Below are 25512 nucleotides of genomic sequence, written 5' to 3'. Positions count from 1 at the left end.
GTAAAGAACCAAATCGACTAATGAGATCGATTATTGCCTAACCCACATTTGTCGTACGGGCAATCATCGTCTTAACTGTGGTCGAGTCCCTATGCAATCACCTACAAAACCGACAAGAGGCGATGCAATGAGCAATCCGACCAAAGCAAGGAAAAGCGACAGTACCGTTGATGCCTGGGCCATTCTGTTCCTGATTATCCTGGTGGTGGGCACGGCGGTGTTCTGGGTCAGCCATCAATAATCTGCCGCCCACGCAATGCCAATGCGGGAGCCGGTTCGCCAGCTCCCGCAGGGGTTGATGCCGGAGGTTTCTACAAACCCGCCAGATGCACCACCAGCTTGACGATGCCAAACAGCGTCAGGGCAAAGATCACCGTGAACGCGATTCCCAATATCACAAAGTGACTCGGCTTGCCGTGGGTGAAATCCCGGGCGCGGTTCTTGTTGCTCTGCACACCGAGCGCCGCAGCCAGCACGCTGTGCATCATCTGCAACAGCGTTGGCGGTTTGTTGTCGACTGGATCGTCCATACATCCCTCACTGAAAGTCGTCCCGACAAAGCATAGTCAAACTGCGCATTCGTGGATTGAATCTGCTCATCCTCGTTCTGTTACACAGTGCCGATCCCTCCATAACTATGTACCGCACATGCGCTTCGCCGAGCTGGTTTGCTGTCGCTTCATTCAAAGGAGCGACCTATGTCACCCAGTTCCACACATACGCCGGAAAAAGCACAACAGACAAGACCGCGGGCTACGGAGAGTTTGCACGCAGGTTTTTTGGAAACCGCAATGCCCGCCTGGCTTATCGAGGCTTCGACACTCCGCAAACAGGAAATCAAACAAGCCGGAACCCAAGCGCCGGCCTGGTATAGGAACGCTTCGCCAGCGCAGCGTAAGGTTGTGGATGCCTGTTTCAAGGACAAATTCGCAGCACAGACCCAGCTGGATAAAACCCTGTCAACGTTCCAGGACATCGACAGTTTTGCCAGGCCGCTACTGCGCCAGGCACTGAAAGATCGGTTCAAGATTGAGGTGGACGTCGACAAGACCCAGCTAAGCCTCAGGCGACCGCTGAAATTGGGTGTGTTTAATACCGAAGTGACTTGGTTCGAACTGTTCAAGTTGCCCCTGCTGCAAGCCGCGCTGCACAACTTTGAACGCTGGGAGTGTGACCAGGACGCCTACCACGAAAGCTCCAGATTTGTAGTTGAAACGGACCCGCCCGGCACTGACACGTCGGTGGCGTTGGACATGTCGGTCGGTCAATTCCTGACCTTGTGCCGCACGCTGGATATCGGTGCGAAGTACCAGGCCTACCTCAAGTCATTTTTCTACCCGGCTGACGCGACGACCGACACGACGCTTCGCCAGCACTTCATTGCCAGCCAGAAAACCGCGCTGAGGGCCGCAGCCGAGCAAGCGCTGCTGGCAAAGGATATCGAACCCAAGGATTACGCGATGATCCTCTCGGTCATCAAGGGACAGAACAACCCCTGGATCGATGAAAAACCGGTCTGGTTCGAAGACATGACCCTGATGAAGCAGAGGCTGGTGGGCTGTATCGCGTTCTCGATTTGTGAGATGCATCGTTACAGCACTGAAGTGATTCTCTACGTTCCCCATGACCCCGTGCATCCATTGAAACGCTACAACAACGACCAACTGGATAGGCGTTTCAAGCAGTTGCTGACCACTCCCGATACCGGGAAATCGCAAGACACCAAGCCGACGTCCTATCAGCGTTTCTTCAGCCAGTTCGTGCCCTACGACAAGCGACCCTATTTCTTCAGCCAGTTTGTCCAGGAAGTGGCCGGGTCATCGAGCGATCCATTAAGTGTGCAGTGGCTGCCTTTCGTCGATCCTTTTTCGCTTCTGACGCAGCCCAATGAGCTTCCTCCTAAACGTCCAAAGATGCAGCGCAATCCTGCCCCGTACATCGCCACTTCAACGCGCCCTCAGGAAGGCCGGGCGTTGTGGGCTGATAACCTGGATCTGTGGACCTACCTCTACGACCAGCATCGTGAAAGGGTGCTCGCCGATGCGCGCAGTCATGCAGTTCCCACCAATGACGTCGACGTCAAGACTAGAGCCGCAAAACTCGCCCATCTGGAGCAGCTGGGTCTGTTTGCCGTGAATATGCTGTCCATGTTCGTTCCGGTGTTGGGTGAGGTCATGATGACGGTCATGGCGGGACAACTGTTGTACGAAACCCTTGACGGTGCAGTCGAGTGGGGTGAAGGCGATAAACGAGCCGCCAAGGCGCACTTGGTCGATGTCGCGCAAAACCTGGCGATGATTGGCGTCATGGCCGGCGCGGGCGCTGGGTTCAGCAAGCTGGTCGCTATCAAACCGGAACCGGTGATCGAGCGCCTTCAGGCCGTGACATTGCCCAATGGCGAAATTCGCCTGTGGAGGCCGGATCTGAGCGGCTATGAAAGCGCGGTAACGCTCGACGGCAGGAGCGCTCCGAACGCGTTGGGGCAATACGAAGTCGATGGCAAGACCTATATCCGGCAAGGGGGTAAGGCCTACGAGCAGTTTTTCGACGAGTCGATTCACAAATGGCGCGTCAAGCATCCGACGGACACCGCGGCGTATCAACCCATCCTCGTGCATAACGGTACTGGCGCCTGGCGACATTCGCTTGAACGTCCGATGACGTGGGATCGCCTGACACTGCTCAGGCGCATCGGGCATGAGACCGCAGCGTTCTCGGACGAGGTGCTGCTCCGGCTCGCCGATATCAGCGGCGTCAGCGACGACACCTTGCGCAAAATGCACATGGACCGTGCGGCTCCCCCGCCTGGGCTGAGGGATGCAATGCGCCTGTTCAAGGCGGATGCCGAGGCAGGCCAGGTGGCGGGCCGGTTGCACGGTGCGACACCCTCCAAAGTGACCATCCGGCAACCGGAGGATTTTGCCCAATCCCATGAGCCGGCGATTTTCGACAGTCTCTACTACGCGGAATCGACGGACGTTCGAATCAGGATCTTGCAACGTGAGTGTCCCGGCCTTAGCGAGGCTGCCGCGCAGGAGGTGATCGCCCATGGCAGTTCCGCTGATCTGGCTGGTCTGGATGCAACGCGACGCACGCCGTTGAAGCTGCTGGAAGAGGCTCGCTGGTATGCACGACAAGGACGTCAGCTTCGGGCGTATGCACGATTGCGCAGCGACAATATCACTTCGGCTGACAGCCGGCGCCTGGCATTGCGTGCCTTGGAAAGGCTGCCGGGATGGCCGGATGCAGTGCGTCTGGAAGTCCGCGAGGAAAGCACCAAGGGTGTACTGCTGGATAGCATCGGCGACAAATATGCGCGTGAAACAAAGTACCTGATCAAAAACGGACCTCGTTATCAGGCGTTCAATGAGCGTGGGGAAACGCTCGACAGCATCCCCCGCCAGGGTGACAACTTCTACGGCTCGCTCCTGCAAACCTTGCCTGATGATGCGCGTTCCGCACTGGGGTTGTCGCGTGTCGATCCGAGCGGCGAACTGCAACGCAAAATCATCGATTACGCTGACTCGCATCACGAGGTACTGACAGAGTTCCTGGAGCCTCACGCCAAACGCTTCAAGCCACCGGTTCGAATAAGCGCGACGCTCAAGGGCTATTACGCCAGCGGGCGTGGCAGGGGGATGAATCCTTCCCTGGAGGCGCGGGTGGAGGCGCTTTATCCGGAGGGACAGCAGGCCCAGGCCTTTATCCGGCAGCAGCGGGGCAAGACAGATCAGCAGATCTATTCGGTACTGCAAACGCGCCAGCGTGAGTGGGACGCGCTCAGTGATGCGCTCGATCAGTGGCGGGGAGCGGCGACGGGCACTTCGGCCGACTTTCACAAAAATCAATTTGTGCTGGCGCTCAAGGACAGCTGGCGCAATGGCCCGCTGGCACAGGAGCTACCTGAAGCAGCGCGCTTGGCGCTTTCTTGCGAGGAGTCGCCGCCGGCAATCAGCGCCGACTTTTCACACGTGCGTGAATTGTCGATCGTGGGCAGCGGCCTGACCGACGCCAATGCGGATGCCTTCCTGGCGCATTTTCCCGGCGTGACGAAATTGTCGATTGGCGGGCGGGAAAACGCCTATATCGATCTGTCCATCCAAGCACAACCGCTGACCACATTGCCGCAAGCCGTGGGCCAGATGCCAAAGCTCATCAATCTGCGGTTCACCACCGGCGCTTCCATGTTGGCAGCGGATTTCCCGGCGAGACTCACAGCGTTGACTTCACTGGAGGCGTTGCACATCTACTACTCAGGTTTCGACTCGGCCATCATCCAAGGTCTTGATCTGACGCCGTTGAGCCGTTTGCGAACGTTGAAGATCGAGGCGCCCTATGCGTTATCGCGATGGCCTGACTCTGTGCAGAGCCTGCCGCAACTCGAACGCCTGGACTTGACGCACACGTCTATACACACGTTGCCTGAGGCGATATTCGAAGGGCACGAAAAGCTGTGGAGCGGGTTGTCGCTGGATTGGTCAAAACTGACTCCCAACGCCTTCAAGCGTGCCTACCGGTATGTCAGCAGCTACTCCGGTGAGTTCGGTCATCTGGTTGATCTGGACCGAATGGTGGACGAGTACTGTCACGAGCAATTGCAGCTCATGGTCGGGAGGAGCGAGTACCTGGGACGCCTGCCCGAGCGATTCAAGAACGCTTCGAACACCCCCCAGGAACGATTTGATGCGCTGGAAACACTCAGGGCTGAACACGATGCAATCTTTACCCAGTTTTATGAGCCGACTGAGCCTGCCGGATTGACACATGCTGTTCTTTCAGCGCACTGGAGACAGCCCGAAGGCGGACGCTTGTTTCGCGTCTTGCGAAACAGCTGGACCGATGCTCTACACCGGCGTTTTGGTCTGCAGGTGGGTAGCGCCAGGTTTGAGCTGCCTCCATCCGGATCGAGTCTTGCCACTGAAAAAATAACGACGCTGCCGGTGTTGCCCACCGGCAGTTTTTCCCATGTTCGAACATTGAACCTTGGGTCGTTGGACGTTTCCCTGGAGCAGGCACGCAACTTCTTCAGGGCCTTCAGTGGCACGTTGATCATGGACATCAGTGACAGTGGCTTCACCGAATTGCCTTTTGTCGCCGGCGACTTGCCGGCCTTAAGGCAACTGGACATGCGCAACAACAACCTGCTCGTCCAACCTGCTCTGCAAGCACAATTCAACGACTTGAAGAATCTTGTAGAGCTGAACCTGGAAAACAACCCGCTCAACACCTTCGATGTCAGCGCCTTGACGCAGCTCAGGGCGTTGAATCTCAGGGCAACCCAATTGCAGGCTTGGCCGACCGGGGCCGAGCACCTCTCGCAACTGGCTTGGCTGGACTTGCGTGACAACCAGCTGCGGTTGCTGCCATCGACAGTGCTGTCCAGTGACGAGGTTTTGCTGAAAGTCAACTTGACCGGGAATCCCTTCAGCCCTGAAGGCGAAGCAGCCCTAGGCGCGGCGCAGCAACGCGTCGAGCATGCAACAGGACTTCCCCAAGGCGCGTTGGCGCGATTTGCCCAGGAAACGATACCGCTTCATTTCCCGCCTTCAGAAACAGGCTGGTCGATCGCTCAACTTTTATTGCCTCTGCCAGAGGAATCGGCAGTGGCCGAGGGAGATGCCGGGCTGCAACTTCGCCTGCAGCGTGTGGATCCAAGCATGACGTCGGAACAGACCGCGCTGAAGCTTGAGCAGTGGCGCAGGGACGGGATGACCAACAGGCAAATCGACGCGCAGATCAGTCAGTGGCACCAGGCACGTCACTCGCTGACTCGTCAGTTGAATGGTTGGATCTTTACACGGCAACTGCGCCAAGGCAGGAGCATAGTGTCTTCCCAGAACCGAGTGTTTGCGGCGAAACGCATTCGCGACGCGTGGCAAGAAGGCTTGACGCGCTTGGATGGGGCAGGGCAGACACTGAGTCTGCATGGTCTACAGCTGGGCGACTTGCCTCAGATGGTTGAACGACTACCTGGTGTAACGGACCTGGATCTTTCGGGGGTCTTGTTAAGCGAACAGGGTTCGAACGGTTTTTTAGCGTCCTTTCCCCATATGAATCAATTGAACCTGAGCAGCAATGGACTGAGCGCGCTGCCAGACGCTGTCCTTCATATGAATCGTTTGGAATACCTGGAGGTGGCTTATAACAACCTGGCGCCGGAGGCGGTTTATCCGCTATTGGCCAACGGTCGCTTGCGTGGACTCAACCTGCGCAGCAACGGGCTGGATACGTTCGATCCTGCGGATTTCGGCCAGCTCGAAACGCTGGATCTAAGCGACAACGAGATAGAGGAATGGCCCCAGCACGTATTGAGTGCGCAACATCTGCGTGTATTGAACCTCAGCAGCAATGCGCTTACCGATATTCCAGAGGGACTGCTGAACGGCAATCACGACGCGCTCGTGGCCGGGACGGATCTGAGTCACTGTGAAGAACTCTCGTTCGACGCCCTCTGGGAACTTCGTAGCTACAGTGAACAGCACAATCGCACGAGCCTGATGGGCTTTTCCCTGGACGAGCTGGACAGCTGGATAGCCGTGCTAGAGACGGGAGAGGGTGAAGGTGGCACTTCGGATTTTGACGACTCCGAGGGCGAAGTCCATGGAGACGGCCACGATCCTCACGCCGCCGTCGCCCCGGTCGAGCCTCTCCTTGATCCTTCGCGTGATACATCGCCCATGGCGTTGGAGCCATGGTTGGTCGGCTCAGATGTTGAACAGACAAGCCTGCGGAGCAGAATCTGGACGCAATTGGCCGAAGAAAACGATCATGAGCGGTTCTTCCAGTTGATTGCACTCTTGCAAGACACGTTCGATTTCAGATTTGGCCGCGCAGAGCTGACGCGAAGGGTGTGGAATGTCATGGAGGCTGCCGGCGAGAACAGCGAGTTGCGCCAGTTGCTGTTCCAGAACGCTGAGACCCACGGTACCTGCATCGACGGTCGTATTCTGACGTTCAGCGAGCTGGAGGTTCGGGTATTTGTCTACCAGGCCCTGCGCGACATTCCCCAGGACCGCCCGATATTAAGGGGCCAGGCCTTGCTGCGCTTGTCGCGGCAATTGTTTCGGCTGGACAGGGTCGATACGTTGGCCGAAGTAGCAGGCGCGGGCACTGACCGGGCAGAAATGCGTCTGCGCTATCGCATTGGTCTGACGACAGGATGGGGTGATGGCATCGATTTGCCGGCGCAGCCCTCTCATATGGCCTACGGCGCCCCGATCACCGGAGCGCGGCTGGCACAGACGCGTGCCTCGATTCTTGAGGCAGAGCAGACCGATGCGCTATTGGTGAGCATGGTCTCGCGGGAATACTGGACGAACTACCTACACGAGCGATATCCGGAGCAAATGAGCGACATCAGTGATTCCGTTGCCCATCGACGTGATCAACTGCTGAGCGAACTCGAAGACCGCCGGGCTGACGGCGAAGTCGATACGCAGCAGTACAACCTGCAACTGAACGCGTTGAGCAGAACAGTGGATACCCTGCGCACGCAGAAACTGGTCGAGCTGACGCGAAGGGAGCTGAATGACTTGCGGGGCGTCGCCGCTGAAACGGAGATCTCCGGGAACGGATCACCTCAACCTGGGCCGTCACACCGCAACTGATCCGAGTCTGCGCTTAAGCGGCGCAGACGAATGCCGACCTCTCGATGTTGGGGGCCATCGACGGTCGGCATTTTTTGCTCAGTTGTCGTAACCCAGGTTCGGCGACAACCAACGCTCGGTCACGCTCAAGTCCTGCCCCTTGCGGGCGGTGTAGCTCTGGACTTGGTCCTTGTCGATCTTGCCCACGGCAAAATATTGCGCCTGTGGATGGGCGAAATACCAACCGCTGACCGCTGCCGCCGGGAACATGGCGTAGTGCTCGGTGAGGAACACGCCGCTGCGTCCGGCCTTCAGCTCGCTGGCTTCGGGATCGAGCAGGCGGAACAGCGTGGCCTTCTCGGTGTGATCCGGGCAGGCCGGGTAGCCGGGGGCAGGGCGGATGCCGGTGTATTGCTCTTTGATCAGGGCGTCGTTGTCCAGGCTCTCGTCCTTGGCGTAACCCCAATGTTCCTTGCGCACCTGCTGGTGCAGCCATTCGGCGCAGGCTTCGGCCAGGCGGTCGGCCAGGGCCTTGACCATGATCGAGTTGTAATCGTCGCCAGCTTCCTGATAGGCCTTGGCGACTTCTTCGGCGCCGATGCCGGCGGTGGTGATGAAGCCGCCGACATAGTCGGTCACGCCGCTGTCCTTGGGCGCAACGAAGTCGGCCAGGGAGAAGTTCGGCTTGCCGTCGGTCTTGATGATCTGCTGGCGCAGGTGATGCAGGCGCGCCAGCGGCTTGCCGTCGTCGCCGTAGACTTCCAAGTCGTCGTCATGCACCTGGTTGGCCGGCCAGAAGCCGAACACGGCGCGGGCGCTGATGAGTTTTTCGTCGATCAGCTTGCGCAACATCGCCTGGGCATCGGCGTACAACGCGGTGGCCGCTTCGCCGACCACTTCGTCGGTGAGGATGCGCGGGTATTTGCCGGCCAGGTCCCAGGAAATGAAGAACGGCGTCCAGTCGATGTATTCGGCGAGGACGTTCAGGTCGATGTCGTCCAGCACTCGCGCGCCGGTGAAGGTCGGCTTGACCGGCTGGTAGCTGCTCCAGTCGAACTGCGGCTTCTTCGCCACGGCCGCCGGGTAGCTCAGGCGTTCGGTGCGAGCGCTGCGGTTGGACGTGCGCTCGCGCACATCGATGTATTCCAGGCGGGTTTTCTCGACGAACGCCGGTTTCAATTCCTTGGACAGCAACTGGGTCGCCACGCCCACGGCGCGGGAGGCGTCGGTGACGTAGATCACCGCGTCGTTGCTGTACTTGGGTTCGATCTTCACCGCCGTGTGGGCCTTGGAGGTGGTGGCGCCACCGATCATCAGCGGCAGGTGAAAGTCCTGGCGCTGCATCTCGCGGGCCACGTGGACCATTTCATCCAGGGACGGGGTGATCAGGCCAGAGAGGCCGATGATGTCGCATTTCTGCTCCTTGGCCACCTGCAGGATCTTCTCCGCCGGCACCATCACGCCCAGGTCGACAATGTCGTAGCCGTTGCAACCGAGCACCACGCCGACGATGTTCTTGCCAATGTCATGGACGTCGCCCTTGACCGTGGCCATCAGGATCTTGCCCTTGGCCTCCGGCTTGTCGCCTTTCTCCGCCTCGATGAACGGGATCAGGTGGGCCACGGCCTGTTTCATCACGCGGGCGGACTTGACCACTTGCGGCAGGAACATCTTGCCGGCGCCAAACAGGTCGCCAACGATGTTCATGCCGGCCATCAGCGGGCCTTCGATGACCTCGATCGGACGGCTGAAGGACTGACGCGATTCTTCGGTGTCTTCGACGATGTGGGTGGTGATGCCCTTGACCAGCGCATGCTCCAGGCGCTTGTTGACCTCCCAGCCGCGCCATTCCTCGGTTTCCGCTTCCTTGACGCTGCCATCGCCCTTGTACTTGTCGGCGATGGCGAGCAGGGCGTCGGTGCCTTCGGGGGTGCGGTTGAGGATCACGTCTTCCACGGCATCGCGCAGTTCCACCGGGATCTGGTCGTAGATCTCCAGTTGGCCGGCGTTGACGATGCCCATGGTCAGGCCCGCCCGGATCGCATACAGCAGGAACACCGAGTGGATCGCCTCGCGCACCGGGTTGTTGCCGCGGAACGAGAACGACACGTTGGACACGCCGCCAGACGTCAGCGCGTACGGCAGTTCGTCGCGGATGTAGGCGCAGGCGTTGATGAAGTCCACGGCATAGTTGTTGTGCTCTTCAATGCCGGTGGCGACGGCGAAGATGTTCGGATCGAAGATGATGTCTTCCGGTGGGAAGCCGACTTCATTGACCAGGATGTCGTAGGAGCGCTTGCAGATTTCCTTCTTGCGCGCCTCGGTATCGGCCTGGCCGGCTTCGTCGAAGGCCATCACCACCACGGCGGCGCCGTAGCGCTTGCACAGCTTGGCGTGCTGGATGAACTGCTCGACGCCTTCCTTCATGCTGATGGAGTTGACGATGCCCTTGCCCTGGATGCACTTGAGGCCCGCTTCGATCACTTCCCACTTGGACGAGTCGATCATGATAGGTACGCGGGAGATGTCCGGTTCGCCGGCGATCAGGTTGAGGAAGGTCACCATGGCCTTCTTCGAATCGAGCATGCCCTCGTCCATGTTGATGTCGATCACCTGGGCGCCGGCCTCGACTTGTTGCAGGGCCACTTCCAGGGCTTCGGTGTAGTTGTCCTCGCGGATCAACCGGGCGAACTTGGCGGAGCCGGTAATGTTGGTCCGCTCGCCGACATTGACGAACAACGAGCTGCGATCAATGGTGAACGGTTCCAGTCCCGATAGGCGGCACGCCCGAGGAATTTCCGGGATCTGTCGTGGCGCATACCCGGCCACGGCCTTGGCAATGGCTTCGATGTGCGCCGGGGTGGTGCCGCAGCAACCGCCGACGATGTTCAGGAAACCACTTTGGGCGAACTCCTCGATGACCTTGGCCGTCTCGGCCGGCAGCTCGTCGTATTCACCGAATTCGTTGGGCAGGCCGGCGTTCGGGTGGGCCGATACGTGGGTGCTGGCCTTGTTCGACAGTTCTTCCAGGTACGGGCGCAGTTCGCTGGCGCCGAGGGCGCAGTTCAGGCCCACGGAGATGGGCTTGGCGTGGGCCACGGAGTTCCAGAACGCCTCAGTGGTCTGGCCGGAGAGGGTGCGACCGGACGCGTCGGTGATGGTGCCGGAAATCATGATCGGCAATTCGACGCCTAGTTCTTCATAAACGCCTTGTACGGCGAAAATCGCTGCCTTGGCGTTCAGCGTGTCGAAGATGGTCTCGATCAGGATCAGGTCGGCGCCACCTTCGATCAGGCCCTTGGTGGCCTCGGTGTAGTTCTCCACCAGCTCGTCGAAGGTCACGTTGCGGTAGCCAGGGTTGTTCACGTCCGGCGACAGCGAGCAGGTGCGGCTGGTCGGGCCGAGCACGCCGGCGACGAAGCGCGGCTTGTCGGGGGTTTCGAGGGTCTTGGCGTCGGCCACCTGGCGGGCCAGGCGCGCACCTTCCAGGTTCAGCTCGTAGGCCAGGCCCTGCATGCCGTAGTCGGCCTGGGACACTTGGGTGGCGTTGAAAGTATTGGTTTCAAGAATGTCGGCACCCGCGTCCAGGTAGGCTTTTTCAATGGCGCCGATTACGTCGGGACGGCTGAGCACGAGCAGGTCATTGTTGCCCTTGACGTCGCTCGGCCAGTCGGCGAAGCGCTTGCCGCGGTAGTCCTGCTCCTCCAGCTTGTAGCTCTGGATCATCGTGCCCATGCCGCCGTCAAGGATCAGGATGCGTTCCTTGAGAGCTTGCTGGAGAAGATAAAGGCGAGCGCTGCGATCGGACATAGGACTACCTGGAAAAAAGACCATTACGAAGGGCGGGATAATAGCAAACCTGCACGGGATTTGATCATGAGTGACTTTTGCATGAAAACCGCTCATGTTTGCAAGGCCATGCTGGCCCACGTCACCTACGGCTTGAGCGCGGCGAAAACGGCAGTCATCCTGCTTGCCGTCGGGTGCTTTCCTGACAAAAATACTAGGACTTTGTCCGGCGCGATGATTGGCGTAAACTGCCGACAAGCCTGCGAGGAGTTTCCATGACCGCCATTACCATTACCGATGCCGCCCACGATTACCTGGCTGACCTGCTGTCCAAGCAGAACACCCCGGGTATCGGGATCCGCATCTTCATCACCCAGCCCGGCACCCAGTACGCAGAGACGTGCATTGCCTACTGTAAGCCGGGGGAAGAAAAACCTGAAGACACCGCGCTGGGGCTCAAGAGCTTCACCGCGTACATCGACTCGTTCAGCGAAGCGTTCCTGGACGATGCGGTGGTCGACTACGCCACCGACCGCATGGGCGGCCAATTGACCATCAAGGCGCCGAACGCCAAGGTGCCGATGGTCAATGCCGACAGTCCGGTCAACGAGCGCATCAATTATTACCTGCAAACCGAGATCAATCCGGGGCTGGCCAGCCACGGCGGCCAGGTATCGCTGATCGACGTAGTCGAAGACGGCATCGCCGTGCTTCAGTTCGGCGGCGGCTGCCAGGGCTGCGGCCAGGCGGACGTGACCTTGAGGGAAGGCATCGAGCGCACGCTGCTTGAACGCATCCCGGAGCTCAAGGGCGTGCGCGACGTGACCGACCACACGCAGAAAGAAAACGCCTACTACTGATAGGTGTCACTGCCAGCAAGAGCTGTGGCGAGGGTGCCTGCTCCCTCGCCACATGGTTTTTGCCGTCTGATCGATTGTTTCAGGGCCTGTAGAGATGCGCATGGCCGGCGCGGTACAGCGAAGACTCGCTGAACACCTCGTTGCCCAGTACCCGCCCCACCAGGATCAGCGCCGTGCGGCGGAAGCCCTTGGCCTGCACCTTCTCGGCAATATCCGCCAGCGTACCCACCACCCAATCCTGATCCGGCCACGTCGCCCGATGAACCACCGCTATCGGACAATCCGCGCCGTAGTGAGGCAGCAGTTCACCGACGATTTTTTCCAGGTGATTGACGCCCAGGTGGATCGCCATGGTCGTTCCATGCTGCGCCAGGCTGGCAAGTTCCTCTCCAGCGGGCATGGCGGTTTTGCCCGCGTAGCGAGTCAGGATCACACTCTGGGATACGTCGGGCAGCGTCAGTTCGGCACCCAACAGGGCGGCGCAGGCTGAGGTGGCGGTGACGCCCGGGATGATCTCGAAAGGGATGTCCAGCCCCCGCAGGCAGCGGATCTGCTCGCCGATGGCGCCATACAGGCCTGGATCGCCAGAATGCACCCGAGCCACATCCTGCCCATTGAGATGGGCATCCTTGATTACCTCGATGAATTGTTCCAGATGCAGCTCGGCGCTGTTGACCACCTGCTCGGCGCGGTGGCCTTCCAGCACGGCGGCGGGCACCAGGGAGCCGGCGTAGATGATCACGGCGCAACTGCGAATCAGCCGCTGGCCCTTGACGGTGATCAGCTCCGGGTCGCCGGGGCCGGCGCCGATGAAATAAACGGTCATGACCGGTTCCTGTTGAACGATGAAGGCTTGCATGAGCGACGCTCATGATTCGGCGGGCGATTATCCGGCGTTACGATGTCGTCACCAATGCCAAGGTGGCCTGCGGGCCTTTCTGACGGGTCACCCGCAAGGTTGCGGGCGAAAAACCCAATTGCTCGGCCAGTGCGAGGGCGGCGCTTTCGGCGATGCCGTGGCAGCCGGTACGCTCGAAGGCGATCCGGGAACGGTGGCTGAGCTGCCCTTGATAGCCCGACAACTGTTCGGCAGTGAAACACGTCAGCGGCAGCGCCAATTGCTCCGCCAGCTCCAACAGTCCCGGTTCGTCATGCTTCAGATCAATACTGGCCAGGGCCCGCACCTCATCGAGCGCAATGCCGTGGGCCAGCAGCGTCCGGTCAAGCAATGCCCGCAGCGCACTGGCCGGACAGCCGCGTTGGCAGCCCAGGCCGACCACCAGGATCGGCCCGGTACTCATGCTTCGTGCTGGGCCTGGGCGCCACGGCGAAACAGCCAGGCGCTGATCAGCCCCAAGGCGAGCCAGAACGCAATGTTGGTCAACTGTGAGGCGATTTTGAACTGACTTTCCAGCGTTTCGGGCGCCAGCATCGAATGAACCTCGGGTTGCGGCGCGCCGATCACGTGGGGCACCAGCAAGGTTGCCAGACCCAGCAGCTTGAGCAGCCAATGCCGACCGAACACCATCGGCGCGATGCCGACTGCCGTGGACGCCGCCGTGCCGATCCACCACATCTGCCGCTGGGCCAGATCAGCCGCCGCGGTGCCAGGCAATTCCGGCGGCAGGCCGAGGGTTGGCGCCAGGACAAAAGTGGCGTAACCGGCCAGGCCCCAAAGCAAGCCCTGGGACGTACGAGTCGGCGCGCGCAAGGTATACAAACCCGCCAGCATCAGGGCGAAACCCACCGCGACCACCAGGTTGCCTCCGGTGGTGGAGAGTACGCGTTGCCAGCCGTCTTCCGGTGCCCAGGCTTCGGCGTCGTGGGTGTGCGCCGCGCCCGAAGCGTGTTCATGGGCCTCGGCCACCGGAGCGTTTTCGTAGGTTTCGGCCTGCTGGATCAGCGGCGATACCCACAGGCTTTGCAGAAGAGTCAGCAGCAGGGCGGCCAGCAACCCGCTGAAACCGGCGGTCTGGGCGATACGCTTGATCATGTCGGCAGGTCTCAGTGGCAGGGGAACGCGGCGCTATGCCGTGTGTCGTGGGCCGCGTTGTGCACCGCTTCGATGTGGGAAAAACCGGCGAAATAGACCAGGCCCGCGCCGAGGATCGAGGCGAAGATTGCCGCGCTCAGGCGCTGGCTCAGGGTGACGGTGCTGCTGGTCGTGTGGGCGGTACTGCTGATGGTCGACATGGCGCTTCCCTCTGGTCTTTTCAGCGGGTAAATCGAGCGCAGTGAAAACCTGGGCGAAGGCTCGCCAGGATTCGAACAGCGCCCGCCCACCGCGGGTTTGTTGAGCTTGAGTCATGGGCCGGTCTCCGGGCTTGCGAGGGGCAGGGCCTTAGCCTTGCCTGCAAGCATCACCTTCCCATGCGCATGCACAGTGGATTCGACGCTTCGCTCGCTTACCGTTGCGGGGGCAGCACCGGACTGACGTGGCCTTGAAGTAAAGCACACGATCCACCGGTTTCCCGTTTCACCCTGTGAAGGGCACCCGTAACAAGGTGCACAGGAGACCATGGGCGGGGGTGGGCGTCAATGTGTCTGGCGCGCTTGGTGATTTGAGATAGGGTTGAGGCTGGACACCGCGCTCACAGGAGAAACACATGCGCTTTTCAGCCTTGACCCAACGCATCACCGGCGACGGCGCCGCCGCCTGGCAGATACATGATCGGGCGCTGGCCATGCGCGAGCAGGGCAGGGAGGTGCTGTTGCTGTCGGTGGGCGACCCGGATTTCGACACTCCGTCCGCCATCGTCGAAGCCGCCGTCGCCAGCCTGCGGGCCGGCGATACTCATTACTCGGATACTCGTGGTCTGCACGCCCTGCGGGCCAGCATTGCCCGCCGCCATCAAGCGCGTTGCGGCCAAACGGTGGACGCTGGGCACGTCACGGTGTTACCCGGTGCTCAGTGCGCCGCGTATGCCGTCGCGCAATGCTTGCTCAACCCCGGCGATGAAGTCATCGTCGCCGAGCCGATGTACGTCACCTACGAAGCGGTGTTCGGCGCCTGCGGGGCGACAGTGGTGCCGGTGCCGGTGAGCCCGGAAAACGCTTTCCGGGTCGAGCCGACCGACGTCGCCCGGCTGATCACCCCGCGCACCCACGCCATGCTGCTCAACAGCCCCAACAATCCCTCCGGCGCCAGCCTGCCGCTGCCCACTTGGCAAGCGTTGGCGCAGCTGTGCATTGATCATGACTTGTGGCTGATCAGCGACGAGGTCTACAGCGACTTGCTCTACGAAGGCGAACACATCAGCCCGGCCGGCCTGCCGGGAATGGCCGAGCGCACCGTCACTATCAACAGCCTGTCCAAATCCCACGCCATGACCGGCTGGCGCATCGGCTGGGCCATCGGACCCGAACCGCTGGCCGGCCACTTGGCGAACCTGTCGCTGTGCATGCTGTTTGGTTTGCCGGATTTCGTCCAGCGCGGCGCCCAGGTTGCCCTTGAGCAGGATTTGCCTGAAGTGGCGCGGATGCGCGAGCAATACCGCCAGCGGCGGGACCTGGTGTGCGCGGCGCTGGAAAATTGCCCGGGCCTCAAACCGGTGCGACCCGATGGCGGCATGTTCGTGATGGTCGATGTGCGTGAGACGGGGCTGGGTGCCCAGGCGTTTGCCGAGCGGCTGCTGGACGGGTATGGCGTGTCGGTGCTAGCGGGGGAGGCGTTTGGGCCGAGTGCCGCGGGACATATTCGGATTGGGTTGGTGGTGGGGCGGACGGCATTGAGTAACGCTTGTCGGAGCATTGCGTTGTGCGCTGCTGAGTTGTGCAAAGTGGTCCCAAGTTAAACAAAGGGCAGAAATGGATCGTGCGCGAGCATATGTAGAACCTTGTTGCAACATCTTGCCGCCCCCCAACGAGCGCCGAATTTAGCCGACAGACGGTCATCAAACCTGTCAGACCTGACAGTAGCCAGATATCTGGGGCCGGAGCTTAATTGTCTTCAGCAGAATAATTTGGCTCTCGCTAAGGTGATACAGCTCATGACAAAGCTTCGGTCCACTGTTTCAACTGCGCTTACACCGGGAGTGTTGGCAGAGCCGTTGTCTGTTGAAGGGGTGGATGATAATGACGCAGAAGGTTATGTGCCTCTTGATATATTGAACTCCGGCACGCGGATAGTTATTCCTCTGTGGGCTGATCCGGGACCTAATGATCAACTTTGGGTGCTCTGGCTACAAAGCGGAGTCGAAACTAGAATAGTTGATAGAACTTATCCAGCGATCGTTGTGGATCCCTTTATTTATGAGCCTTTGACACCTGCCCAAATGTCGTTGGACGGCGAGGCGTTTGTTTCCTACCGCGTCTGGAAACGCGGAGGCGGTAATTTTGACGATTCGCCATCACGAAAGTTAACCATCGATCACGCTCCTTTGTTAGTGCTGGCGGAGCCCAGCTTTCCTCATTCCACGTTGTGGGGATATCTGAACAATAAAACGGAGCCTCCACTTATTGTCGGCGTTACTGTAAGAATCCCTCCTGCCATTGGGATCGCTTTGCCAGGAGATCGCAATGAAGTTTATTGGACGGGATATCGGTCGCTAAATGGAAGCGGTGACCCCGTTCAAGGAACGCAAGGAGTATGGTCCAGGATACTGTCTTCAGATGATGTTAATAATGGTTATGAGCTGGTCGTCCCATTTGAAATTTATGTCCGACCGCTCATTGATAATGATTCGGCGCTAGTGTTTTGTCGCCTCTATCGAGGGGGACGATTGGTTGCCATGTCGAAAAAAGGATTGGTGAGAATAGACAGAGTGACACCTGGGGAAAGTGGGCCGACCGGTCTGAGTACAAAATCAATGAACGAAGGAGTAACGGAAATGAGAGCAAAACTACAACCTCCAAAAGCGCGTGCAAATGCAGTATCTACAGGCATTGTAACTGTCGATGCTGCAATCAACGATAAGCTGGCTGATGATTCGATTCCTGTCAGCGTTCTTGACTCGGGACTGTTAATTTTTACCGCTACAAATCTCGCCGATCCTCAGGATGGAGATGAGCTGGAAATTTATTACACCGTGGTGGGTGGCACTGAACAGAAGGTACCAGGATACTTTGATATGAAGCTAGTCGCAGGTCGTCCAGACCCGTTCGAAATGGAGGTGGACGCGAGTCTGTTTCCAGAGGCCCCGACGCCTGCCGATCCCACGCGTTACGAAGTTCGTTATGAGTTGTACAAGGGCGGTGGCGGTAACAAAGACGACTCGACGATTGTAGAGTTCGCCATTGACCGTACCGCACCGTTCGAGGTTAAAGTTCCTGCGCGACTGAAAAACAAACCGACACCTGATGTCACGATGACCAATCGGCCCGCCGGACCTGGCTACGTTCTTGATGAAGCCTGGATCACGACAAATCCGAAAATGCTTTGCACCGTGCCCGTCGGTTATCCGCTGCGCCGACTTGATGATGTTTTAAGTTATTATCTGTCTTCGGGTACCACCGTGCTAAAGGTGTTTGAGGGCACAGTGGATGCCACTGGCTCATTCGACGTTGACAGCGCGGAGCTCCGTAATTTACCTAACCTGACTCGGGTCTCTCACGCCTATGAATGGGAAGATTTGCCTGGTAACCTGAGCGCGCGCTCGGATGCTCGACCTTTGTTTGATCTACGGTTGGCACAAGATCCAGAATTACTTGAGCCCAAAGTTCCAAAGACCGACCCGAATCGAACGGTTCCCTTATATCTCGACGACTTCGTGACGGGCTCTGCACCTGTGCTGGCTATTGTCGAACAGCCGCTGCACGGTCTCAGCACGGATGAAATTGAGTTGTTTATTGAGGATGCTTCTGATTCGCTGGTTTTCGAAAGTTTTGGTAAAAAACCTCTAGGTACGGCGAATGTTGAGTTCACCCTTGATTACGTTAAGTTAGCCAGGCTTTTCGACGATTCGACACAACCCAAGGAGGTAAAAGTCTGGTACGAGCACACCCGCGTCGGATCTACTCCGCTTGATAGTCCGGTGATTTACATATTTTTGAATTTTGTGTATGCGGGCCCCGGCAACCCCGATTTACCCGACCTGATCAACCCCGACCTGCAGCTGGTTACAGTGAAAGGGGCTTCCAATACATCTAATATCATTACTCCTGGCGATAGGAATAGCCCCGGTACCATCAGTGTTCCAGTCTGGTTTGGTTTGCCTGATCTCGTAGGGGGTGAGCAAGTCGATTTCTATATTAATGGCACACTGGTTGACACGTTTCTACCCTTTGGTGGAGAGAGCGAATTAGTGGGGAACGTTACGGCAGCGTTCATCAAGGCATTGCCAACAGCTACGGTTAAAGCTTATTGGACGATTAAATACGTTGGTAGTAATAATAATATTATTAAATCGCCTGAGCAGGATGTGGTTGTTAATGCTCAGAAAATTGACCTGCTGCCTCCAACCATCAGGATGCGGACCCGTGACGAGATTTCTTGTTTTGCAATGGACAACCCTGTAACGGCTTGGACAATGGCCATGGGTATCCCTAAAGACGCAACGAACTTGCCGCCAGGGAAAAATATTACGGTTCATTTTGTGGGTGTCACGGATATAACCGGCACAGCCGAAGTGCCAGGCACGGCAGATTCACAACCCTACGTGATCAAGGCGGCGGATCAGGTCGATATTGCGCAGGTCGGCACGGCTGATAAGTTCAAATTGAACCAGCCTTTCAGGGGGGCAATTGCCTTCGGGAAATATTGGTATGAAACCGATATAAACGGTACTCAGTCATCCGAGGTGGTAATTAAGCTGTTCGATATCATCAATACCAGTTTTGAGTATTGCGATCGGATGGATGCGCCTGCGCCGACGCCATAATATTGTTGTCTGAGCAGATAATCACGTCCAGGGGTGTGAACTCCTGGCTTGATTCCCTGCGGTCGTAATCTTTGCTTTTTTTTTGTTTCGGAAAATTCTGAGCTCTTCGGAGGATTATTCCTACATTCGTTGTGCTCGATAATCTTTATTCTGCCGGGCGCTTTCGAGAGATGGTTTTTTTAAGAGAAATCATTTAACGGTTATGTCTATTGTCAGGAAAATACAATGTCTCGCATATCAGGTTCAAAGTGTGGAAAGGCAGGCCGCTATTTGCTCGGTTCGATTTTCTTTGTTTCCTCCTACTCTTTCGCGGCTATTCTCCTGCCGGGGCAGGATGGCACTGTGGACAACACATCCCCTCTTGAAGACTGGCGTGTGTCGGGAGGGGGGACACTCACAATCGATAACGGTACAGCGCTGACCGTTAGTGCCCAAGATGCCGATGTGGTTTTCAACGGAGGCCAGAGTCAGCGCATTGATGCCACCGCTTCTCGCGTGAACCTCTCGGGCGCAACGGTTAATAGTGCGGTGGACAGAGGAGGTCTTCAGCTGATCGACAGCTCCGCCACCATTGATGCCAGCACTATTACCAGTAGCAACAGTATGGGCCTGCTGTTGGGGCGCAATATCAACACCCCAACCGCCTCCAGCGCAACGGTCACAGGCGGAAGCACGATTACCGGCCTCCTCGGTGGTGCAAACGCCACCGGCTTCAGCGTCCTGACGGTCAACGATTCGACCTTGCGTGGCACCGGCGCCACCAGTTATGGCGTCCAGCTTGAAGGCGCAACGCTTTCGGCGACCGGCAGTACCATTTCCGGTGGGCAGGACGGCCTGCGAATCGGCGCGGACAATACAGGCGTCAACGCCAGTACGGTGACGTTGAACAATACGCTCGTAACAGGGGACACCGGCTCGGCGATCGTAGTGGGGTCCTTTGGTGCTGCTGGCGCCGTCGCTACCATCAACGTGCTCAATGGCTCGCAGTTGAACGGTGGTAACGGAACATTGTTGCAAGCCACCAACCGCTCCACTGCCAACGTCAACGTCGATGCCAGCGCGCTACGCGGCGACGTCATTGCCGAGACCGGCAGTACTGTCTCGTGGTTGATGCAGAACGCCTCCTCGCTTGAAGGCAATTTGCAGAACGTCACCAGCGTCAACCTCAACACCAACAGCACGTTGAACGGCAACGTACTGGCCGTTGCGGGTACGGGGGCCGCGGTCAATCTGAATAACGGTTCTGCAATCAACGGCAATGTGGAGAACGTATTCGACCTTAAGCTGGACAACAACAGCCAGATGACCGGCGACGTCCTCTCGGATGCCAACGGCAGCGTATTGCTCAATAACGGCTCTGTACTGACCGGCCAGATCACCAATTCGGGCAACCTGAATATCAACAATGCGGCGCAATGGGTGATGACCGGCGACAGCACCGTGCAGCGACTCGGCCTGAGCAGTGGTGTGGTTCGCATGGGCACTAATGAGCAGTTTCAACAGCTGAACATTGGCGAGCTGTCGGGTAACGGCACCTTTGTCATGGGCACCGACCTGGGGAACGGCAACACGGACTTCCTGAATGTCACCGGTACAGCCAGCGGGCAGCATCAATTGCTGGTCTCCGCGACCGGGACGACGCCAACCAGTGCCGAAGCGGTCAAGATCGGCAACATTGCTGCTGGCGACGCGAGTTTCTCGCTGGGCGGTCGTGAGACAGTCGACGCCGGTACGTTCGTCTATCGATTGAAGAAGGACGGCGAGGGTTTGTACCTCAATCCCGACCGAGACACCGTCAGCCCGTCCACTAATACGGCACTGGCTTTGGCCGGCAGCGCTCGCAGCGTATTGAATGCTGAAATGAATATGCTCAACGATCAGATCGGTGATCGGGGGCTCAGCGCACGGCCCGATGCGTCAATGCGTTCGGCCAGCGACAACGAGACCAAGTTGAGCAACAGTGTCTGGATACGGACTTACGGTAATCAGTACAGCGTCGAAAATGCCTATGGCGACGGTTACTCACAGAACCAGAACGGAATCACCGGCGGTGCCGATACGCTGGTAGATATTGGTGATCGCGCATGGGTGCTGGGTGGGTTCGTGGGTACCAGTCACACCAACATGGACCTGCGGTATGGATCCAGCGCAACGGTCGACAGCGTAAATCTCGGTGTTTACGGCAGTACATTCGATGTTCAGAGCGGTGTGTTCGTCAATGTCATGGCCAAGGTCAATCAGTTCAACAACAAAGCCAAGGTCACCATGAGCGACGGCACGCGCTCAAAGGGTGACTACAAAGCCTTGGGCGCCAGCGGTTCGGTTGCAGTGGGCAAGCATATTCGCCTGCAGGACAACTACTTCATCGAGCCGCAAGTGCAGGTCTCGACCGGCGTCACCCAGAGCGAGAGTTATCGCCTGGACAACGGTCTTGAGGTCAAAGCCGACACTATGCGTTCTGTACAAGGAAATGTAGGCGTAAGGGGCGGACGTGTAATCAGTCTCGACAACGGCAGCCTGTTGGAGCCTAGCCTGTCGGCCGGCGTCAACCATGAGTTCGTGAAGACCAACGAAGTTCGGATTAACGATGACAGCTTCGATGACGACCGCGCCAGTACCGCGTTCGAATACGGTGCAGGCCTGAAGTGGACGCCAGCCCAACGTAACTGGCAGGTTTCGGGCCAGGTTGGGGGCAGCAAGGGGACGACCGTCAGTCAGGATTGGAGCGGTAGCTTGCGGTTGAGTTATTTCTTTTAAATGACGGTTCCTGCCTTGGGATAATGTGAAATGCCCCGATAACGTCGGGGCATTTCTGTATCCGGAATAAAGATACGTTGAGGCTGTGTGAAATTATGTAAGGGTTTTGCTCAGCGGCGGACGAGGGCGTATATCCTTGGCGGCTTGAGATTCTCAGCGCCTTGTACCTTTGGATACACCCATGCCCAACATCCTCCTCGTCGAAGACGACGCCGCCCTCTGTGAATTGATCGCCAGCTACCTGGAGCGCAACGGCTATCACGTCAGCGTGCTCAACCGTGGCGACCATGTACGTGAGCGGGCGCGGGTCAATCCGCCGGACCTGGTGATCCTCGATCTGATGCTGCCGGGGCTGGACGGCTTGCAGGTCTGCCGCTTGCTGCGGGCCGATTCGGCGACTCTACCAATCCTGATGCTCACCGCCCGGGACGACAGCCACGACCAGGTGCTGGGCCTTGAGATGGGTGCGGACGACTATGTCACCAAACCCTGCGAGCCACGGGTGTTGCTCGCCCGAGTGCGGACGTTGTTGCGGCGCAGTAGCCTGACCGAGCCGCAGACGGTCAATGATCGCATCGTCATGGGCAACCTGTGCATCGACCTGTCCGAACGCACCGTGACCTGGCGCGGCCAAGCGGTCGAGCTGTCCAGCGGCGAATACAACCTGCTGGTGGTGCTGGCCCGGCATTCCGGCGAAGTACTGAGCCGCGACCAGATTCTGCAACGCCTGCGCGGCATCGAGTTCAACGGCACTGATCGTTCGGTAGACGTGGCCATTTCCAAGCTGCGACGCAAATTCGACGACAACGCCGGCGAAGCGCGCAAGATCAAGACCGTGTGGGGCAAGGGCTATCTGTTCAGCCGTTCCGAGTGGGAATGCTGACCGATGTGGAAGCTGCTGATTCGCCTTTACCTGGTCACCATCGTTTCCTACAGCGCGGCGATCTACCTGATGCCGGAGCTGGTGATCCGCCTGTTCCATGAGCGCTTCCAGGCTTACAATCTCGACTATTCCCGAGGCCTGCAAACCTTGATGGTCAAGCAGTTCCGCGCCGTGCCCAGTGAGCAATGGCCGGCGCTGGCGGCGCAGATGGACAAGGAATTCGCGCCGCTGCACATCGAGCTGGCGGCGACCGAGGATGCGGGTTTCACCGCCACCGAGCAGGCGCGTCTCAAGCGCGGTGACAACGTTGTGCGCATCGGCGATTGGGGCTGGCGAACCCTGGCGGCTGCGCCGCTGGATGAGCGCACGGCGGTGAAGATGATCGTGCCTCCGGACCCGGCGGATGTCAGCTGGTTGTACTGGAGCATCAACGTGCTGATCGGCGCAACGATGCTGGCCTGCCTGCTGCTCTGGCTGCGGCCCCACTGGCGCGATCTGGAACGGCTCAAGCGCACCGCCGAGCGTTTCGGCAAGGGCCACTTGAGCGAGCGTACACAGATCACACCGAGTTCCAACATCGGCAGCCTGGCCCATGTGTTCGACACCATGGCCGGCGACATCGAGGGTCTGCTCAATCAGCAACGGGACCTGCTAAACGCTGTGTCCCACGAGTTGCGAACGCCGCTGACCCGGCTGGATTTCGGCCTGGCGCTGGCCTTGTCCGAAGACCTGCCGCCCGCCAGTCGCGAGCGTTTGCAAGGGTTGGTGGCGCACATTCGCGAGTTGGATGAATTGGTGCTGGAACTGCTGTCCTACAGCCGTTTGCAGAACCCCGAGCGCCTGCCGGAGCAGGTCGAAGTGCCGCTGGACGAATTCATCGACAGCATCCTCGGCAGCCTCGACGAAGACCTGGCGGCACCGGAGGTGGTGATCGACGTGTTGCTGCACGGAGCGCTGGAGCGATTCGTGCTGGACCCACGCCTCACCGCACGGGCGTTGCAGAACCTGTTGCGCAATGCCATGCGTTATTGCGAGAAGCGTATCCAGGTCGGTGTGCTGGTCGGCGAGCAAGGCTGTGAAATCTGGGTCGACGATGATGGCATCGGCATTCCCGACAGCGAGCGCGAGCGGGTGTTCGAGCCGTTCTACCGCCTGGACCGCAGCCGCGACCGCGCCACCGGCGGCTTCGGCCTCGGCCTGGCGATCAGCCGCCGCGCCCTGCAAGCCCAGGGCGGCACACTGACCGTCGAGGCCTCGCCACTGGGCGGGGCACGATTCCGGCTGTGGCTGCCCACACCTCCTGAAGCTGTTAACTGAACCCGTGGCGAGGGAGCTTGCTCCCGCTGGGCCACGAAGTGGCCCCATACCGTCACCCAAACAACCCCGCCGCAATATTGATCGAAAACCCCAGGATCGCCGTATTGAACACAAACCCAATCAATGACTGCGCCAACACAATCTTGCGCAACTGCCGCGTCGCAACACCCACGTCCGACGTCTGCACCGCCACGCCGATGGTGAAAGAGAAATACAGGAAATCCCAATAGTTGGGCGTGGTCAGCCCTTCGGCAAAGCGCAGCGCCGGTTCCTTGCCTTCCCAGGTGTAATACAACCGCGCGTAGTGGACGCTGAAAATCACCCCGATCAGCAGCCATGAACCGATCACGGTCAACGCGGTGACACCGTAATGCAGCAGTTTTGCGGCGGTTTGCAGGTCACGGCTGCCCGCCAGTTCGAAGGTGATGGTCGCCAGGCTCGCCAGCGCCGCGATGCAGACCATCAGCAGGACCAGCCCCGCGTTCTCGTCTTCGCGTTCGGCGATGCGCTGGACGTCCGGTGCCTTGGCCCGCACGGTCAACCAGAACATCAGCACCAGGTATGTCCAGACCCCGACATTCCAGCCGATCAGTATTTGGCTGATGATCGAGTCCGCGGGAATCAGCAGGCCCGCCGTCAGGCCGATAAGCGTGGCGCAGGACAGACGCGGGTGGGTGCGGGCGAGGCGCGGCATGGGAGCTCACTGTCAGGCGGGAATGCGCGGAGTATGAATCATCACGCCAAAGCGGGATCGGCAATGTCGCTCGATTGGATCAATTTCACGCCAGCCTCTTGCATGCGGCGGATGGCCGTATCCATTGATCCGTCGATATCAATGCCTCGGCAAGCGTCCAGCAAGACGATTGCATTGAAACCGGCCATACGTGCATCCAGCGCCGAATACATCACGCAGAAATCCAGGGCCAGCCCGACCATGTACACCGTGTCGATGCCGCGTTCCTTGAGGTAACCCGTTAGCCCGGTAGGTGTCTGGCGATCGGCTTCCATGAAGGCCGAATAACTGTCGATGGCCGGGTTGCAGCCTTTGCGGATGATCAATTGCGCGTGGGGCAGGTTCAGGTCCGGGTGCAGCGCGGCGCCCGGTGTGCCTTCGACGCAATGGTCGGGCCAGAGCTTCTGTTCGCCGTAGGGCAGTTGGATGATGTCGAAAGGTTGTTTGCCTGCGTGGCTGGAGGCAAACGAGGCATGTCCGGCGGGGTGCCAGTCCTGGGCGCACACGACGTGTCGGAACGTACGGGCCAGTTGGTTGACCAGCGGTACGATTTCGTCGCCGCCCGGCACCGCTAATTGGCCGCCGGGAATGAAGTCGTTCTGGATGTCGATCACCAGTAGTGCGGTGTGTGTAGACTTGCTATCCGTGGTAGGCATGCAGACTGCTCCTTGAGATTGACCTACTGAGCTTAGGCTCGGAATGTCTTTCGTCGCAAATATCCCAACGATGATGGCTTTTTGATGTTCGGTCCGTGCACGGCCGTACCAAT

Annotated in this window: 15 protein-coding genes and 1 riboswitch; of the genes, 7 read left to right on the top strand and 8 right to left on the bottom strand. The window is 58.9% G+C overall.

Annotated elements, in window-relative coordinates:
* Nucleotides 1-311: 311 nt before the first annotated feature.
* Entirely contained in the window at nucleotides 312-530 is a 219-nt protein-coding gene (locus J3P95_RS15360) for a DUF2970 domain-containing protein (RefSeq protein ID WP_186640381.1), read from the bottom strand.
* 168 nt (nucleotides 531-698) lie between these two features.
* On the opposite strand from J3P95_RS15360, the gene J3P95_RS15355 reads away from it, so the two are divergent.
* Complete coding sequence (locus J3P95_RS15355; RefSeq protein ID WP_434580667.1) at nucleotides 699-7607, top strand: NEL-type E3 ubiquitin ligase domain-containing protein; 6909 nt, start codon at nucleotides 699-701, stop codon at nucleotides 7605-7607.
* A gap of 78 nt (nucleotides 7608-7685) precedes the next feature.
* Here J3P95_RS15355 and metH read toward each other — a convergent pair whose 3' ends face one another.
* The gene (metH, locus tag J3P95_RS15350) at nucleotides 7686-11396 is read right to left on the bottom strand and encodes a methionine synthase (protein ID WP_434580669.1); all 3711 of its coding nucleotides are present in this window, start codon (nucleotides 11394-11396) and stop codon (nucleotides 7686-7688) included.
* A 254-nt stretch (nucleotides 11397-11650) separates the two neighbouring features.
* Here metH and nfuA point away from each other — a divergent pair, with 254 nt between their 5' ends.
* Nucleotides 11651-12235 (top strand): Fe-S biogenesis protein NfuA, encoded by a 585-nt coding sequence (gene nfuA / locus J3P95_RS15345; RefSeq protein ID WP_025214551.1) that lies wholly within the window; start codon nucleotides 11651-11653, stop codon nucleotides 12233-12235.
* A gap of 79 nt (nucleotides 12236-12314) precedes the next feature.
* On the opposite strand, the gene cobM is transcribed toward nfuA, so the two are convergent.
* The 4 genes from cobM to J3P95_RS15325 all read right to left on the bottom strand — a co-directional run bounded on the left by cobM (nucleotide 12315) and on the right by J3P95_RS15325 (nucleotide 14428).
* The gene (gene cobM / locus J3P95_RS15340; RefSeq protein ID WP_434581192.1) at nucleotides 12315-13061 is read right to left on the bottom strand and encodes a precorrin-4 C(11)-methyltransferase; all 747 of its coding nucleotides are present in this window, start codon (nucleotides 13059-13061) and stop codon (nucleotides 12315-12317) included.
* A 70-nt stretch (nucleotides 13062-13131) separates the two neighbouring features.
* The gene (locus J3P95_RS15335) at nucleotides 13132-13536 is read right to left on the bottom strand and encodes a cobalamin biosynthesis protein (protein ID WP_434580671.1); all 405 of its coding nucleotides are present in this window, start codon (nucleotides 13534-13536) and stop codon (nucleotides 13132-13134) included.
* On the bottom strand, nucleotides 13533-14228 hold the full coding sequence (locus J3P95_RS15330) for a CbtA family protein (RefSeq protein WP_434580673.1): 696 nt from the start codon (nucleotides 14226-14228) through the stop codon (nucleotides 13533-13535). Before J3P95_RS15330 ends, J3P95_RS15335 begins: the two co-directional genes overlap by 4 nt.
* Nucleotides 14229-14239: 11 nt before the next feature.
* On the bottom strand, nucleotides 14240-14428 hold the full coding sequence (locus J3P95_RS15325) for a CbtB domain-containing protein (RefSeq protein WP_434580675.1): 189 nt from the start codon (nucleotides 14426-14428) through the stop codon (nucleotides 14240-14242).
* Nucleotides 14429-14527: 99 nt separating this feature from the next.
* Nucleotides 14528-14748: riboswitch (cobalamin riboswitch) on the bottom strand.
* Between the two features lie 93 nt (nucleotides 14749-14841).
* On the opposite strand from J3P95_RS15325, the gene J3P95_RS15320 reads away from it, so the two are divergent.
* The 5 genes from J3P95_RS15320 to J3P95_RS15300 all read left to right on the top strand — a co-directional run bounded on the left by J3P95_RS15320 (nucleotide 14842) and on the right by J3P95_RS15300 (nucleotide 24010).
* Nucleotides 14842-16029 (top strand): pyridoxal phosphate-dependent aminotransferase, encoded by a 1188-nt coding sequence (locus J3P95_RS15320; protein ID WP_434580677.1) that lies wholly within the window; start codon nucleotides 14842-14844, stop codon nucleotides 16027-16029.
* A 195-nt stretch (nucleotides 16030-16224) separates the two neighbouring features.
* Nucleotides 16225-19053, top strand: a complete 2829-nt coding sequence (locus J3P95_RS15315) for a hypothetical protein (RefSeq protein ID WP_434580679.1) — start codon at nucleotides 16225-16227, stop codon at nucleotides 19051-19053.
* Between the two features lie 603 nt (nucleotides 19054-19656).
* On the top strand, nucleotides 19657-21810 hold the full coding sequence (locus J3P95_RS15310; RefSeq protein ID WP_434581194.1) for an autotransporter outer membrane beta-barrel domain-containing protein: 2154 nt from the start codon (nucleotides 19657-19659) through the stop codon (nucleotides 21808-21810).
* A 181-nt stretch (nucleotides 21811-21991) separates the two neighbouring features.
* Nucleotides 21992-22693, top strand: coding sequence for a response regulator (locus J3P95_RS15305; protein WP_434580680.1), 702 nt, complete (start codon nucleotides 21992-21994; stop codon nucleotides 22691-22693).
* Nucleotides 22694-22696: 3 nt separating this feature from the next.
* A complete protein-coding gene (locus tag J3P95_RS15300; protein WP_434580682.1) occupies nucleotides 22697-24010 on the top strand; it encodes an ATP-binding protein in 1314 nt (437 codons plus the stop codon).
* Nucleotides 24011-24062: 52 nt separating this feature from the next.
* Here J3P95_RS15300 and J3P95_RS15295 read toward each other — a convergent pair whose 3' ends face one another.
* Both J3P95_RS15295 and pncA read right to left on the bottom strand, forming a co-directional pair.
* Nucleotides 24063-24704 (bottom strand): DUF1345 domain-containing protein, encoded by a 642-nt coding sequence (locus J3P95_RS15295; protein WP_434557639.1) that lies wholly within the window; start codon nucleotides 24702-24704, stop codon nucleotides 24063-24065.
* Between the two features lie 41 nt (nucleotides 24705-24745).
* Nucleotides 24746-25399 (bottom strand): bifunctional nicotinamidase/pyrazinamidase, encoded by a 654-nt coding sequence (pncA, locus tag J3P95_RS15290; protein ID WP_434580683.1) that lies wholly within the window; start codon nucleotides 25397-25399, stop codon nucleotides 24746-24748.
* Nucleotides 25400-25512 lie beyond the last annotated feature (113 nt).

The organism is Pseudomonas sp. Z5-35 (assembly GCF_051131945.1).
In the GTDB taxonomy this organism is placed as follows: domain Bacteria; phylum Pseudomonadota; class Gammaproteobacteria; order Pseudomonadales; family Pseudomonadaceae; genus Aquipseudomonas; species Aquipseudomonas marvdashtae.
This window is presented reverse-complemented; position numbering and strand designations above follow the sequence as displayed.

Coding starts and splice junctions, on each gene's coding strand:
- J3P95_RS15360 (WP_186640381.1), bottom strand. CDS start 530: ATGGACGATCCAGTCGACAACAAACCGCCAACGCTGTTGCAGATGATG.
- J3P95_RS15355 (WP_434580667.1), top strand. CDS start 699: ATGTCACCCAGTTCCACACATACGCCGGAAAAAGCACAACAGACAAGA.
- metH (WP_434580669.1), bottom strand. CDS start 11,396: ATGTCCGATCGCAGCGCTCGCCTTTATCTTCTCCAGCAAGCTCTCAAG.
- nfuA (WP_025214551.1), top strand. CDS start 11,651: ATGACCGCCATTACCATTACCGATGCCGCCCACGATTACCTGGCTGAC.
- cobM (WP_434581192.1), bottom strand. CDS start 13,061: ATGACCGTTTATTTCATCGGCGCCGGCCCCGGCGACCCGGAGCTGATC.
- J3P95_RS15335 (WP_434580671.1), bottom strand. CDS start 13,536: ATGAGTACCGGGCCGATCCTGGTGGTCGGCCTGGGCTGCCAACGCGGC.
- J3P95_RS15330 (WP_434580673.1), bottom strand. CDS start 14,228: ATGATCAAGCGTATCGCCCAGACCGCCGGTTTCAGCGGGTTGCTGGCC.
- J3P95_RS15325 (WP_434580675.1), bottom strand. CDS start 14,428: ATGTCGACCATCAGCAGTACCGCCCACACGACCAGCAGCACCGTCACC.
- J3P95_RS15320 (WP_434580677.1), top strand. CDS start 14,842: ATGCGCTTTTCAGCCTTGACCCAACGCATCACCGGCGACGGCGCCGCC.
- J3P95_RS15315 (WP_434580679.1), top strand. CDS start 16,225: ATGACAAAGCTTCGGTCCACTGTTTCAACTGCGCTTACACCGGGAGTG.
- J3P95_RS15310 (WP_434581194.1), top strand. CDS start 19,657: ATGGGCCTGCTGTTGGGGCGCAATATCAACACCCCAACCGCCTCCAGC.
- J3P95_RS15305 (WP_434580680.1), top strand. CDS start 21,992: ATGCCCAACATCCTCCTCGTCGAAGACGACGCCGCCCTCTGTGAATTG.
- J3P95_RS15300 (WP_434580682.1), top strand. CDS start 22,697: ATGTGGAAGCTGCTGATTCGCCTTTACCTGGTCACCATCGTTTCCTAC.
- J3P95_RS15295 (WP_434557639.1), bottom strand. CDS start 24,704: ATGCCGCGCCTCGCCCGCACCCACCCGCGTCTGTCCTGCGCCACGCTT.
- pncA (WP_434580683.1), bottom strand. CDS start 25,399: ATGCCTACCACGGATAGCAAGTCTACACACACCGCACTACTGGTGATC.